Origin of the sequence: Streptomyces sp. NPDC002265, assembly GCF_040296125.1 — a bacterium.
Classification (GTDB): Bacteria; Actinomycetota; Actinomycetes; order Streptomycetales; family Streptomycetaceae; genus Streptomyces.
Genome location: NZ_JBEOWS010000275.1, coordinates 1 through 13,349 on the forward strand (window position 1 = coordinate 1; position 13,349 = coordinate 13,349).

A 13,349-nucleotide genomic window follows, 5' to 3' on the forward strand; every position below is an offset into this window, starting at 1 on the left:
AACCCCCCCTCCCCCCTAAAAGCCTTTTTTTGGGTTGGGGTTGTTGTTTTCCGTGGTGCTCTCGGGGGGGGGGGGGCGCCCGGGGCCCGGCCATGTCCGTCCCGGGGCGCACCCGTCACCCGTCACCCACCCCGTGTCACGGGAACAGGGTGACCTTCGACGGAACCGTGTCCGTCCCCGACGTCGGCGCGCCGGTGCTGTTGACCACGTGGGCGTACTGTCCCTTGCCGCCCAGCGAGATCACCAGCAGGTCGTGCATCTTGATGCCGCTCTTGACCGGCACCTGGAAGCCGTGGGCCTGCACGATCGTGGAGTCGGTCGTGAAGTTGCAGTAGCTGCCCAGCCCCCAGGCCTCGTGCTCGTTCACGGTGTCGGCGACCCTGTAGGCCGCGTATCCGACGATGCCGTCGTGGGTGACGGCGGCGGCGTTCGGCACGTCGTACGCCTTCTCGTTCTGGAAGAAGATCGTCCGGCCGCGCTCGCCGCTCCACAGCACGTCGTACTTGTTGAAGTGCTCGACGAACAGGCCGGTGGCCAGCACGTCGTCGCCGTTGACCTTCAGACCGTAGTCGGCCCGGTTGGTGTCCCAGCCGACGCCGTCCCCGTGGTCGGCGCGCCACAGCCAGGTGTGGTCGATGATGGCGTCGTCGCTGTTGACCACCACGGAGTTGGTGGCCAGCCCGGGACCCGCCCCGCCGATCCGGACGAACACGTCCTGCATGGTCGTGGGGTTGGCGGAGTGGTCGGCGCTCGATCCGGCCGGGCCGATCTGGAGCAGGGTGTCGGAGTTGACCGAGCCGGCGTCGATCAGGAACCCGGCCAGCCGGACGCCGTCGACGTCCGCGACGTGCATCGCGTCGACGCCGTTGTCGGGCACCAGGGTGGCCAGACCGAGACCGAGCACCACCGTGTTCGCGCGGGTCACCTCGATCGTCCGGTCGAGGTGGTAGACCCCCGGCGTGAACAGCAGGTTGAGGCCCTGGGCGAGCGCCGCGTTGATGGTCTCGGCGGTCGCACCGGCCTTGACGACGTAGAACTGGCTGAGCGGGAGCGAGGTGCCGCCCGTGTTGGCCGGCCAGGAGACCCCGCGCGCGTTGGTGCGCTTGGCGGGCACGAACACCTTGTAGTCACTGCCGTCGAGGTACAGGAACGGCTTCTCCCGCGAGACCGGGGTGTTGTCCAGCGTGGTGTACGGGCCGCTGTCGAAGTTCGTGGCCGGGGCGCCCTGGACACCGGTGAAGGTCATGTTCCAGACGCCGTTGGTCCAGCCGCCGACCGAGCTGTCCCGGGTGTACCACTGCTGCTGCGAGTACGGGCCGACGGTGCCGTCGATCTTCGAGTCTGCGATGTAGCCGCCGGAGGCCCAGCCGTAGCCGTTCGGGGCGAGGTTGAGGCCGCCCTGGACGTGGATGCGGCGGAACGGCGCGGCCTGCGCGACGGCCCAGCGGTCGTCGCCGCTGACGGGCCTGAGCGCGAGGTTCTCCGCCGAACGCCAGAAGTTCTGCGTGGCGTTGCCGTTGAACCAGCCCGCGTCGACGGTGATGTCGCCGTTGATCTGGGTGTCGTCGGGGTTGAGGCCGAGTCCGGAGATCGAGGTGTAGAAGCCGAGCTGGGCGTTGATGCCGTTGTACGTCCCCGGCTTGAGCAGGAACTGGTAGCGGCCGCTGCCGAACTGGTTGGACTCCTGCTGGGCGAAGACCTGGTCGAACTTCTGCTGGAGGTTGGGCGTCGAGGGGTCCACGACGATCACGTTCGGGCCCAGGTCGCCGCCGCCCTGGACGGGCGGGACGCTGCCGGAGCCGGTGTGCACGGCGACCTCCCACAGCGAGTAGCCGTACGGGGTCGCGCGGACCGTCCCGTTGACGCGGAGGTAGCGGCCCGAGCCGCTGACGTCGTAGGAGGCCGAGCCGCCCGTCGCGCCGGTCACGCTCTTGAGGGTGGTCCAGGTCTGCCCGTCCGTGGAGGCCTGGAGCTGGAACTCCTTGGCGTAGGCGGCCTCCCAGGTCAGATCGACCTTGCACAGGCTCTGCACCGAGCCGAGGTCGACCTGGAGCCACTGCGGGTCCGCGGCCTGGCTGGACCAGCGGGTGCCGGCGTCACCGTCGAACGCGGCGGAGGCGGGAGTGCCCGCGTTCTCCGTCGAGGAGGCGGAGGACGGCCTGCCCTGCGCCGCGTTCGCCGAGGAGCAGGTGCCGGGCTGGCCGGTGCCGGTGCTGCCGAAGACCTGGAACTCCCAGAGGGAGTAGCCCCATTGGGTCGCGCGGTGCACACCCAGCATCCGCACGTAGCGGCCCTGGCCGGAGACGTCGAGGGTGTCCGTGCCGCCGTCGCCGCCGGTGACGGACTTCAGGTCGGTCCAGGTGCTGCCGTCCGCGGAGATCTGGACCTTGTAGTCCTTGCCGTACGCCGTCTCCCAGTTGAGGACGATCTGGGTGACCGAGGCCGTGGCGCCCAGGTCGACCCGGAGCCACTGGTCGTCGCTCGCGCCGGAGGACCAGCGGGTCGCGGTGCTGCCGTCCACGGCGTAGGCGGCGGGGGTACCGGCGTTCTCGTCCGACGACGACGTCACCGCCTTGCCCTGGGACAGGGGCGTCTCCGCCGCGGTCGCCGGGGTGTGGGCGGGGAGGGTGACCAGCGCTGCCGTGGCGGCGAGCGCGACACCCAGAGATCTGAGTCTGAGTCTCATGGATTGGCTTTCTGCGGGTGCGATGAGAATGGGGAACGCACTTGAACGCACTGAACGCGCTTGTGGGGCGCCTTAGTTCAGGATTTGATTTAAGTGGTGACGCAACCGGGCGGCAAGACCTCGGACCGGAAAATCCCGCACGGCGCACCACGCGGCACCCCGGCGTCACAGTCCGGGGTGCCGGTGACTACCCGCTGTCAGCCGACGCGCAGGGTGCGCCGGGCGAGTTCGAGCGCCGGAAGCATCGCCCGGTGCTCCTCGGTGTCCAGCCCGCCCAGGTGCAGGACGACCGGGCCCTCGGGTGTGCCGACGGCGAGGGCGCTCTCCTGCTTCGGCTCGTCCAGGAACTCGCTGGAGTAGAGGTAGTCCACCTGGACGCCGTCGAGGCCGCCGGTCTTGAACGGGGTGTACTTCGCCTCGCCGACCTTGCCCTCGGCCGCGACGAAGGCCGCCAGGACGGAACGGATGCCGGCGTTGCCCGGTGGAGCGGTGAACACGCGCAGGAAGCCGATGTTCCCGGCGGGCTTGGCGTCGATCTCGCACACGGCCGTGACCGGTCCCTGACGCAGCGCCAGATCACCGAAGTCCCCGCTGCCCGCTGCCGAGTTGTCGATCGCCTCGGCCTTCCAGTCGCGTCCGGTGGCGAAGGTGACGGGCAGTTCGCAGGCCGATCCCGGGGCGCCGACGGTGGCACCGCTCGCGACGGCCGTCGCGGTGGACCCGGCCGTGGAGTTCCGCGTCGGGGCCTGCGCCGACGGCTTGGCGTCCGGCTCCGGTTCCGCGTCCTGGCCGCACGCCGTCAACGCCGCCGCCAGCACCAGCAGCTGCGCCCAACCGTGCCGTCTGATCCCTGCCCCGACCTGCATGTATGTGTCTCCCCTCGATCCCGGCGGGACAGCCTAGCCGAGCGCGGGCGACGGCGCCCGGGTGAGACGGGCGACGGCGACGGCGCCCGGTCAGGGCCGCTCGGGCGGCGACCCGTCCGCCCCCAGCCAGGTCGTGAGTGCCCACCACCAGTGCAAGGCGTGCACCGGCCCGGAGCCCCCGGCGGGCGGCAGGTCGGCGAGGGATCCGCCGGTGATCTGCTGGAGCCGGCCGAGCCGGTAGCGCACGGTGTTCGGATGGGTGAACAGGGCCGCCGCGGTCTGGTCCAGCCGACGGCCGCAGTCGAGGAACGTGAGGGCGGTGCGGGCCAGTTGGCGATGGAAGCCGTCCGCAGGGTCGAGCGCGCCGAGCAGACGGCGGCTCAACTGGGCGCCCAGGACCGGCTGGTCGGCCAGCGCGATCTCGGCGGCGAAGTCCGTGAGCTCGTACAGCCCGTGCCGCCCCCGTCGGCCCGCGAGGTCCACGGCGCGTACGCACAGCCGGTACAGGGCGCTCAGCCCGGCCGGGGGAGCGGCCGGCGCGACCACGACGAGACCGCCCGGAGCGCATTCCTGCACCGTCGGGGGACGGGAGCCCAGGCCCGCCAGATACCCGTCCAGCCGCGCCGTGACCGCGTGCGGGAACCGGAGCGTGTGCGGGTGGGCCGGGGTGGCGGCGAAGCAGTGCAGCAGGCCCTCGGCGTTCGGCCGTGCCCCGGCCCGCGCCAGGTCCTGCGGGTCCGGGACGACACCGCCGACCAGCAGCTGCCGCAGCAGTCTGGCGCGGGAGGCGTCGGCGCCGTCCGGTGCCGCGCCCTCCGCTGCCCGGTAGCCGTGCACGACGTGCCGTTCCAGCGCGTCCCCGTACTCCTTCAGCCGCAGCACCACCGCGAGGAGTGTGCCGTCGGAGACGCCCGCCGAACGGCAGCGGTCCACGGTGATCTCCGCCGCCCGGGTCAGCGCCGCCTGCACACCCCGCAGCACGGCGGTCACCGGCACCCCCTGACCGGCCCGGTCCGCGCCCAGCAGCAGGGCCGCGCTGAAGTCCTGCGCCTCGACCGACCCGACGTCCTCGACCGCCTCGACCTGCCCGACCGCGGTGAGCGAGCCGGGCGCCCCGGCCACGCCGAGCGCCTGCGCCGCCTCGGCGCGGTCCAGCGCGGTGAACCAGGCGCCGGCAGCACGGACCATCGCGGTGACGTGCGAGCGGGTCTCCGCCTCGGCGAGCCGGGCCAGCGCGGGCGAGCGGGTACGGGCCGCGCGGACCAGCTCGCCGCACACATCCGTGTCGGCCGCCATGGCGCGCAGGATCGCGGCGACCGGCTCGGGTCCGTGGACGACGGTCATGGGCCCCCTCCCGTCCGGCCGCTGTCGCCGGGCCACAACGAAGCGGTGGTCACGTTGACGTCCGGCCACTACCACGGTGCCGTGACGAGCTGGTTTCCTGTGGGCTACCGACGGTAACAGCGTGTTTCTCGCCGGAACAACCTGTGAACCCCACGAAACCCCCGCGAACTCCCGCTCCCCAGGCATCAGTTGTGCGGCCGGCCGGATCGCCTGCCGTCCCGTCGTGTCCCCTCGTACCCACTCCGCGCCTCGCCGTACCCGCTCCGCGTTCCCCCGTACCCCGCCGTCCCCCTCGTGCCGCCCGTCCGTCCCTCCTCGGAAGGCAGTCCATGGAGAACCCCGCAGCCCCCACCGGGATCACCCGCCGCCGCGCCCTGACCGTGACCGGCGGGGTGCTCGCCACGGCGGCCCTCGCCCAGACGGCCGCCGCCTTCCCCGCCGCCGCGGCGGCCCAGGACGCGGACGCGATCGTCGTCGGCCACGGCCTCGCCGGACTCGTCGCCACCGCCGAACTGGCCGCTGCGGGGCGCCGGGTGCTCCTCCTCGACCAGGAACCGGAGGCCTCGCTCGGCGGGCAGGCCTTCTGGTCGTTCGGCGGCCTGTTCTTCGTCGACTCCGACGAGCAGCGGCTCATGGGCATCAAGGACTCGCGCGATCTCGCCTGGCAGGACTGGCTCGGCGCGGCCGGCTTCGACCGGGGTGTCGACGACCCCGCGGGCCAGGACTACTGGGCCTACAAGTGGGCCCAGGCGTACGTGGACTTCGCGTCCGGCGAGAAGCGGTCCTGGCTGTCCGGGCTCGGTGTGCAGTGGTTCCCGATCGTCGGCTGGGCGGAGCGGGGCGGCGGCCTCGCGGACGGCCACGGCAACTCGGTGCCGCGCTTCCACGTCACCTGGGGCACCGGGCCCGCGGTGGTCGAGCCGTTCGAGAAGAAGGTGCGGGCCGCGGTGGCCGCGGGCAAGGTCGCCTTCAGGTTCCGGCACCGGGCCGACGGCATCGTCACCACGGGCGGCGCGGTCACCGGCGTACGCGGGGCGATCCTGGAGCCGAGCAGCGCGGCCCGGGGCAAGCCCAGCTCCCGCACGGTCGTCGGCGACTTCGAACTGCACGCCCCGGTGGTGGTCGTGACCTCCGGCGGCATCGGCGCCAACCACGACCTGGTCCGGCAGAACTGGCCGGCCCGCCTGGGCACCCCGCCGAAGACCATGATCACGGGCGTGCCCGCACACGTCGACGGCCGGATGCTCGCGATCACCCAGGCGGCGGGCGGAAGGATCGTCAACCCCGACCGGATGTGGCACTACACCGAGGGGCTCAGGAACTACGCCCCGATCTGGCCGGACCACGGCATCCGCATCCTGCCCGGCCCGTCCTCGATGTGGTTCGACGCCACCGGCAAGCGCTTCAACGCCCCCGACGTCCCCGGGTACGACACCCTGCACACCCTGAAGTCGATCACCGGCTCGGGCTACGACTACTCCTGGTTCGTCACCACCCAGAAGATCATCGCCAAGGAGTTCGCGCTGTCCGGCTCCGAGCAGAACCCGGACCTCACCAACAAGAACATCCTGCAACTGCTGTCCCGTATCTGGCAGACCCCGGAACCGATCGAGAAGTTCAAGAACAACGGGGCCGACTTCGTGGTCGCCTCCACACTGCCCGAACTCGTCGCCGGGATGAACAAGCTGACCGGGAACGGCCTCATCGATCTGGCCGACCTCAAACGGCAGATCGAGGCCCGGGACCGGGAGATCGACAACCCCTACACCAAGGACGTCCAGGTGATGGGCATCCGCAACGCGCTCAGCTACCCCGGCGACTCGCTGAGCCGTACCGCCCCGATCCACAGGATCCTGGACAGCAGCGCGGGCCCGCTGATCGCCGTGCGCCTCAACATCCTCACCCGCAAGACCCTCGGCGGTCTCCAGACCGACCTCTCCGGCCGCGTCCTCGATCAGACCGGGTCCCCCGTCCCCGGTCTGTACGCGGCCGGAGAGGTCGCCGGCTTCGGCGGCGGCGGAGTGCACGGCTACCGCTCACTGGAAGGCACCTTCCTGGGCGGCTGTCTGTTCTCCGGCCGGCAGGCGGGACGCGCGGCGGCGGCAGCCACCGCGACCTGAGCCGTCCCGCCCGCGGCCGGCCCCCGGGGCTCGTGCGACACGGGTCTCGCGGCCGGCCCTACGCCTGGCCGCCGAACGCCTTGAGCAGGTGTTCGGCGGCCAGTGTGGCCGTCAACTCCCCGTCCCTGACCTGTTGTTCCAGCGCAGGCGCCAGTTCGCGCACGGCCGGATCGGCGTGCAGCCGGCCCAGCAGTTCGTCCCGGACCATCGACCAGGTCCAGTCGACCTGCTGCTCCCGGCGCTTGGCGGCCAGCCGTCCGGTCGAGTCGAGCAGGGCGCGGTGCTGCTCGAGGCGCTCCCACACGGTCTCCAGACCGGTCGACTCCCGCGCGCTGCAACTGAGCACCGGCGGCGCCCAGACCGCGTCCCTGCCGTGCATCAGCCGCAGGGCGCCCGCCAGTTCCCGCGCGGCCGCCTGGGCGTCGCGCTGGTGCGGGCCGTCCGCCTTGTTCACGGCGATCACGTCGGCCAGCTCCAGCACGCCCTTCTTGATGCCCTGGAGCTGGTCGCCCGTGCGCGCGAGGGTGAGCAGCAGGAAGGAGTCGACCATGTTGGCGACGGCCGTCTCGGACTGGCCGACGCCGACCGTCTCCACCAGCACGACGTCGTAACCCGCGGCCTCCATCACCACGATCGACTCGCGTGTGGCCTTGGCGACCCCGCCGAGGGTGCCGGCCGTGGGGGAGGGGCGGACGAACGCCGCCGGGTCCACGGCCAGCCGCTCCATCCGGGTCTTGTCGCCCAGGATCGAACCGCCCGTCCGGGTGGAGGACGGATCGACCGCGAGCACCGCGACCCGGTGCCCGAGCGAGGTCAGCAAGGTGCCGAACGCGTCGATGAACGTGGACTTGCCCACGCCCGGCACACCGCTGACGCCGATCCGCCGCGCCCGGCCGCTGTGCGGCAGCAGCGCGGTCAGCAACTCCTGCGCCAGCGACCGGTGCTGCGGCCGGGTGGACTCGACGAGCGTGATGGCGCGCGCGACGATCGCACGCTTCCCGTAGAGCACACCCTTCACATAGGTGTCGAGGTCGATCGCCATGGGTTCAGCGGCCGTGCCCGAGGTCGGCGGCCAGCCGCTGCACCAGGTCGTACGCCGCGTCCGGGATGACCGTGCCGGGCGGGAACACCGCCGCGGCCCCCATCTCCAGCAGCGTCGGCACGTCCTGCGGCGGGATCACCCCGCCCACCACGATCATGATGTCCTCGCGCCCCTCCTCCGCCAGCTGCTCCTTGAGCGCCGGTACGAGGGTGAGGTGGCCGGCGGCCAGCGAGGACACCCCGACGATGTGCACGTCCGCCTCGACCGCCTGGCGGGCCACCTCGGCCGGGGTCTGGAACAGCGGGCCGACGTCCACGTCGAAGCCGAGGTCGGCGAACGCGGTGGCGATCACCTTCTGGCCGCGGTCGTGCCCGTCCTGGCCCATCTTGGCGACCAGGATGCGCGGACGGCGGCCCTCGGACTCCTCGAAGGTGTCCACCAGCTCACGGGTGCGGTCGACGGACGGGGACTCGCCTGCTTCGTTGCGGTACACGCCGGAGATCGTACGGATCTGGCTCGAGTGCCGCCCGTACACCTTCTCCAGGGCGTCCGAGATCTCGCCCACGGTGGCCTTGGCGCGCGCCGCGCGCACCGCCAGCTCCAGCAGGTTGCCGTCACCGTCGGCGGCCCGGGTCAGCGCGTCCAGCGCGTCCCGGCACGCCGTCTCGTCCCGCTCCGCCCGCAGCCGCCGCAGCTTCTCGATCTGCTGCGCGCGCACCGAGGAGTTGTCGACCTTGAGGACCTCGATCTGCTCGTCGCTGTCCACCCGGTACTTGTTGACGCCGATCACCGGCTGCCGGCCGGAGTCGATACGGGCCTGGGTGCGGGCCGCGGCCTCCTCCACGCGCAGCTTCGGGATGCCCGCGTCGATGGCCTGCGCCATGCCGCCGGCCTGCTCGACCTCCTGGATGTGCTGCCAGGCCCGGCGGGCGAGGTCGTACGTCAGCTTCTCGACGTACGCGCTGCCGCCCCACGGGTCGATCGCCCGGGTCGTGCCGGACTCCTGCTGGATCAGCAGCTGGGTGTTGCGGGCGATGCGCGCCGAGAAGTCGGTGGGCAGCGCCAGTGCCTCGTCGAGGGCGTTGGTGTGCAGCGACTGGGTGTGCCCCTGGGTCGCCGCCATCGCCTCGACACAGGTGCGCGTGACGTTGTTGAACACGTCCTGCGCGGTCAGCGACCAGCCGGAGGTCTGCGAATGGGTGCGCAGGGAGAGCGACTTGGCGTTCTGCGGGTCGAACTGCCGCACCAGCTTGGCCCACAGCAGCCGCGCCGCCCGCAACTTGGCGATCTCCATGAAGAAGTTCATGCCGATCGCCCAGAAGAACGACAGCCGCGGCGCGAACGCGTCCACGTCCAGCCCGGCCTCGCGCCCGGCCCGGATGTACTCCACACCGTCCGCGAGGGTGTACGCCAGCTCCAGGTCGGCCGTCGCGCCCGCCTCCTGGATGTGATAGCCGGAGATGGAGATGGAGTTGTAGCGCGGCATCCGCTGCGAGGTGAAGGCGAAGATGTCGGAGATGATCCGCATCGACGGCTTCGGCGGATAGATGTAGGTGTTGCGGACCATGAACTCCTTGAGGATGTCGTTCTGGATGGTCCCCGCCAGCTTCTCCGCCGGCACCCCCTGCTCCTCGGCCGCCACGATGTACAGCGCGAGGATCGGCAGCACGGCGCCGTTCATCGTCATCGACACCGACATCCGGTCCAGCGGGATGCCGTCGAACAGCTGGCGCATGTCGTAGATCGAGTCGATGGCCACGCCCGCCATGCCGACGTCACCGGTCACCCGCGGGTGGTCGCTGTCGTAGCCGCGATGGGTGGGCAGGTCGAAGGCGACCGACAGGCCCTTCTGACCGGCCGCCAGGTTGCGCCGGTAGAAGGCGTTGGACTCCTCGGCGGTGGAGAAGCCCGCGTACTGGCGGATGGTCCAGGGCTGGTTGACGTACATCGTCGGGTACGGCCCGCGCAGATACGGCGCCATGCCCGGGTACGTCCCCAGGAAGTCCAGGCCCTCCAGGTCACGCCCGGTGTACAGCGGCTTGACGCCGATGCCCTCCGGGGTCTCCCACAGCAGGTCGTCCCCGCCGGAGGCGGTCTTGAGGGCTTCGTGCCAGGCCTCGGCGCCGCCGTCGACGGCCGGGCTGCCCAGTTCGATCCCGGAGAAGTCGGGGATTCCCATCAGGACACTCCCATGCGGTCGAGGGTCGCGGACAGCACGGCCACGGCGTCGCAGCCCGCGAAGACGTACGAGTCGACACCCGGGTACTGCCCGGGGCGACCGGCGAGGAACACCTGCGAGGCACCCGCGGACCTGAGCTCCCCGGCCACGGCCGCCGCCTGCTCCTCGTACAGCGCGTCGCTGGAGCAGAGGCAGACCTCGGTGGCGCCGCTGTCCGCGAAGGTCCCCTCGGTGACGGGCTCGATGCCGCCCGCCTGGAAGAGGTTGGCGGCGAACGTCGTACGCGCGGTGTGGGCCGCGGCGGGCCCGATCGCGGCGAGGAAGATCCGCGGGCGGGAGCCGGTGGCGGCGAGATGGGCGTCGGAGCGGGCGCGCAGCTCCTCGAACGCCTCGTCGCGCCGCACCCGCGGCAGGCCGCCGGACGGCCGTTCGGGCGCTGGCGCACGCTCCACCGGGCGCTCGGCGAGATACGGGAACTCGCTGACACCGGTGATCGGCTCGCGGCGCTTGGCGAGCCGGGCGCTGCGGTCCGCCCAGGTGGCGGCGAGCTCCTCGGGCAGCCGCCCGGAGCGCAGGGTGGCCGCCTGGCCGCCCATACCCTCGATCCACTGGAAGAACTCCCAGCCCGCGTGGGCGAGTTCGTCCGTCAGCCGCTCCACGTACCAGGAGCCGCCCGCCGGGTCGATGACCCGGGCCAGGTGCGACTCCTCGACCAGGATGGTGGAGGTGTTGCGGGCGATGCGCCGGGCGAACGCGTCCGGCAGCCCGAGCGAGTCGTCGAAGGGCAGCACCGTCACGGAGTCGGCGCCGCCGACGCCCGCGGCGAGCGTGGCGACGGTGGTGCGCAGCATGTTCACCCACGGGTCGCGGCGCGACATCATCACCGGCGACGACACGGCGTGCTGCACCTGGGCACCAGCGCCCGGCGCGCCGCACACCTCGGCGACCCGCGCCCACAGCCGGCGCGCGGCCCGCAGTTTGGCGATGGTCAGGAACTGGTCGGCGGTGGCCGCGTAACGGAACTCCAGCTGTGCGCAGGCCTGTTCGACGCTCAGCCCGGCCTCGGTCAGCGCGCGCAGATACGCGACGCCGGTGGCCAGCGAGCAGCCGAGCTCCTGCGCGGCCGAGCCGCCGGCCTCGTGGTACGGCAGCGCGTCCACGGTCAGCGCCCGCAGCCCCGGGTACTCCTCGGCGCACAGCCGGGCGAGCGCGCTCACGCCGGGCAGCGCGAGCTCCTCGCCGGTACGGGCCTCGTGCCCGAGCGGGTCGGCGCCCAGGGTGCCTCGCGCCGCCTCCTTGGCGACGCCGCGTTCGTCGTACAGACGCAGCAGCTCGCGGGCGGCGGGCTCGACCGAGCTGCCCGCGTCGAGGGCGATCGGCGCCAGGTCGAGAAGGACCCCTTCGAGCGCGGCGCCGAGGGACTCCACGGGGATACCGCCGTCACCGACGACGAGCCACAGCGAGGTGACGCCGTTCTCCAGGTCGGTGAGGACGGCGGCGTTGTCCGCCGTCGTGTGCCGCTGGCGTACGTCCCAGCCGCCGTTGGTGTTCCCTTCGGCTCGGGCTCCGCGCACGAACGGCGCGAACCCCGGGAAACCGGGATCCGGCGCGGCGTCGCGCGCGGTGTAGAGGGGCCGGGTGAGCAACCCGTCCTCGAGGGCGGTGGACAGGGTGTCCTCGGCTTCGTCGCCCGAGACCTCCTTGCCCGACTTTCGCAGGACACCCGCCACCAGGCGTTGCCACTGCTCATGCGTCGCGTCAGGGAACTCGGCGGCCAGTGGGAGCCCGTCGTCAGGCAGGACCGTCATGTTCGGATGCTAGGCCAGATCAACAAGCGAGCAGCAGTGGGCACGGCTGTGACCTTGCCCTCTGCCACGATGTGACCTGCCTCTCCCGCGCTGCCCGCGCGCTCGCGCGCCCGCACGAGTGCGTCCCCTGCTCCGATGCGGGATGTGGCAGTTTGTCATGAGTTTTCGCCCGTCTGGCGGAACCGTCTCCCGACCCGTTCAGCGAGCCGTGCGCGGGGGTTCCGGCGGGGGGTGGCCGGTGTGGCCCGAATCCGACTTTCCGCTACTCCCAGTAACATGATGATCTTGGCGCTCGGATGTGCCGCCCGGCCAACCAGCGCCCTTGAAGGGGCATCACCCCCATTCGGAGAGATCGCATGACTACGCAGAGTGACATCGTGGACCAGGCGCGCGCCAACTACGAGCAGCACACCGGGACCTGCCGGCAGTGCTACGTCGACACCACGCCGTGCCCCGTGTCCAAGCACCTCCTGCGCATCTACAACAACGCGCGCAGGACCCAGGCCGGCGCCGCCCGACGCTGAGTGCCGGGCGGTAGTTGTCGGACGGGCCCTACTGCCACAGCGGGATGGTGACCACCCGCTCGTAGCCGTCCGGCCTGCTCCCGGTGAAGACGAGGTTCATCTGGGTGTACTGGACGACGCGGGGGTTCTGCTTCCACGTGTGCGGATGCTCCAGCACCACGATGACGGGATACGAGTGGAACCTGCCGGCCGCGCAGAACGGCTTGCAGTCGTTGACCGCGTTGTATCCCGTGGCCACCGCGTCCTTGGCGTCCCAGTGCGTCCAGTGCAGGGCGGCCAGACGGCTGTTGCCGTCACCGCAGGCGAGGATGAACTCGCTGGGGCGCACCTCCGGGTCGGAGAGGCAGCCGAGCAGAACGGGGGGGACGGGCGTCTTCGCCGCCTGGCTCGCCGGGTGACTGTCGGAGGTTGCCGCGGCAGGGGCTGCGGAGGTCGTGCCCAGGGCCGTGACGAGCGTTGCGGCCGCCCAGAGTGTGACCGCAGTCCTCCATGTGTGTCCGCGCATGTCGAGCTCCCCGCCGCCTGTTGCTTGCCGTGTCCCGACGAGGTCCCAATCGACGCTCCGTCGGCATCTGTATCGACGCTACGACTGTCTCAGATGTTGCACCACTCGGGCGCGATTGCCACGGTTTTATAGCTCGATGTGACGAATTCTGGTATTCGGGGTGGCGCGGCGGTCCGGAGCCGCCGCGCCGCCCCGCCCCAGCTCCATACGGGGGGTTCCCGGGGCACCCAGTGGTGGAGTAAACGCTGGGGCACGTCCAGATCCGGACGGCGGCC

Annotated in this window: 9 protein-coding genes; 2 read left to right on the top strand and 7 right to left on the bottom strand. The window is 71.6% G+C overall.

Annotated features, from left to right (window positions below; all coding sequences use genetic code 11):
• Nucleotides 1-136: 136 nt before the first annotated feature.
• From ABT085_RS34245 to ABT085_RS34255, 3 genes are all read right to left on the bottom strand, one after another.
• Nucleotides 137-2,686, bottom strand: coding sequence for a pectate lyase-like domain-containing protein (locus tag ABT085_RS34245; protein ID WP_351616972.1), 2,550 nt, complete (start codon nt 2,684-2,686; stop codon nt 137-139).
• Nucleotides 2,687-2,883: 197 nt separating this feature from the next.
• A complete protein-coding gene (locus tag ABT085_RS34250; RefSeq protein WP_351616975.1) occupies nt 2,884-3,552 on the bottom strand; it encodes a lipoprotein in 669 nt (222 codons plus the stop codon).
• A 90-nt stretch (nt 3,553-3,642) separates the two neighbouring features.
• Nucleotides 3,643-4,896 carry a helix-turn-helix domain-containing protein gene (locus tag ABT085_RS34255; RefSeq protein ID WP_351616978.1) on the bottom strand — a complete coding sequence of 418 codons (1,254 nt, stop codon included), beginning with the start codon at nt 4,894-4,896 and terminating at the stop codon, nt 3,643-3,645.
• A gap of 329 nt (nt 4,897-5,225) precedes the next feature.
• Between ABT085_RS34255 and ABT085_RS34260 the strand changes: the two genes are divergently transcribed.
• Nucleotides 5,226-7,016 carry an FAD-binding dehydrogenase gene (locus ABT085_RS34260; RefSeq protein WP_351616981.1) on the top strand — a complete coding sequence of 597 codons (1,791 nt, stop codon included), beginning with the start codon at nt 5,226-5,228 and terminating at the stop codon, nt 7,014-7,016.
• A 58-nt stretch (nt 7,017-7,074) separates the two neighbouring features.
• On the opposite strand, the gene meaB is transcribed toward ABT085_RS34260, so the two are convergent.
• Genes meaB through ABT085_RS34275 form a run of 3 tightly spaced genes read right to left on the bottom strand, consistent with a single transcriptional unit; the run spans nt 7,075 to nt 12,045 of the window.
• Entirely contained in the window at nt 7,075-8,058 is a 984-nt protein-coding gene (gene meaB, locus ABT085_RS34265; RefSeq protein WP_351616984.1) for a methylmalonyl Co-A mutase-associated GTPase MeaB, read from the bottom strand.
• A 4-nt stretch (nt 8,059-8,062) separates the two neighbouring features.
• A complete protein-coding gene (scpA, locus tag ABT085_RS34270) occupies nt 8,063-10,237 on the bottom strand; it encodes a methylmalonyl-CoA mutase (protein WP_351616987.1) in 2,175 nt (724 codons plus the stop codon).
• Nucleotides 10,237-12,045: a methylmalonyl-CoA mutase family protein gene (locus ABT085_RS34275; protein WP_351616990.1), complete on the bottom strand. Its 1,809-nt coding sequence runs from the start codon at nt 12,043-12,045 to the stop codon at nt 10,237-10,239. Before ABT085_RS34275 ends, scpA begins: the two co-directional genes overlap by 1 nt.
• Before the next feature lie 356 nt (nt 12,046-12,401).
• On the opposite strand from ABT085_RS34275, the gene ABT085_RS34280 reads away from it, so the two are divergent.
• Nucleotides 12,402-12,569 (top strand): hypothetical protein, encoded by a 168-nt coding sequence (locus ABT085_RS34280; protein ID WP_351616993.1) that lies wholly within the window; start codon nt 12,402-12,404, stop codon nt 12,567-12,569.
• Between the two features lie 28 nt (nt 12,570-12,597).
• Here the strand turns inward: ABT085_RS34280 and ABT085_RS34285 are convergent, their stop codons facing one another.
• Entirely contained in the window at nt 12,598-13,074 is a 477-nt protein-coding gene (locus ABT085_RS34285; RefSeq protein ID WP_351616996.1) for a hypothetical protein, read from the bottom strand.
• Nucleotides 13,075-13,349 lie beyond the last annotated feature (275 nt).

Bases quoted from the DNA above. Each gene is read 5' to 3' on its own strand.
- ABT085_RS34245 (WP_351616972.1), bottom strand. From the start codon at position 2,686: ATGAGACTCAGACTCAGATCTCTGGGTGTCGCGCTCGCCGCCACGGCA.
- ABT085_RS34250 (WP_351616975.1), bottom strand. From the start codon at position 3,552: ATGCAGGTCGGGGCAGGGATCAGACGGCACGGTTGGGCGCAGCTGCTG.
- ABT085_RS34255 (WP_351616978.1), bottom strand. From the start codon at position 4,896: ATGACCGTCGTCCACGGACCCGAGCCGGTCGCCGCGATCCTGCGCGCC.
- ABT085_RS34260 (WP_351616981.1), top strand. From the start codon at position 5,226: ATGGAGAACCCCGCAGCCCCCACCGGGATCACCCGCCGCCGCGCCCTG.
- meaB (WP_351616984.1), bottom strand. From the start codon at position 8,058: ATGGCGATCGACCTCGACACCTATGTGAAGGGTGTGCTCTACGGGAAG.
- scpA (WP_351616987.1), bottom strand. From the start codon at position 10,237: ATGGGAATCCCCGACTTCTCCGGGATCGAACTGGGCAGCCCGGCCGTC.
- ABT085_RS34275 (WP_351616990.1), bottom strand. From the start codon at position 12,045: ATGACGGTCCTGCCTGACGACGGGCTCCCACTGGCCGCCGAGTTCCCT.
- ABT085_RS34280 (WP_351616993.1), top strand. From the start codon at position 12,402: ATGACTACGCAGAGTGACATCGTGGACCAGGCGCGCGCCAACTACGAG.
- ABT085_RS34285 (WP_351616996.1), bottom strand. From the start codon at position 13,074: ATGCGCGGACACACATGGAGGACTGCGGTCACACTCTGGGCGGCCGCA.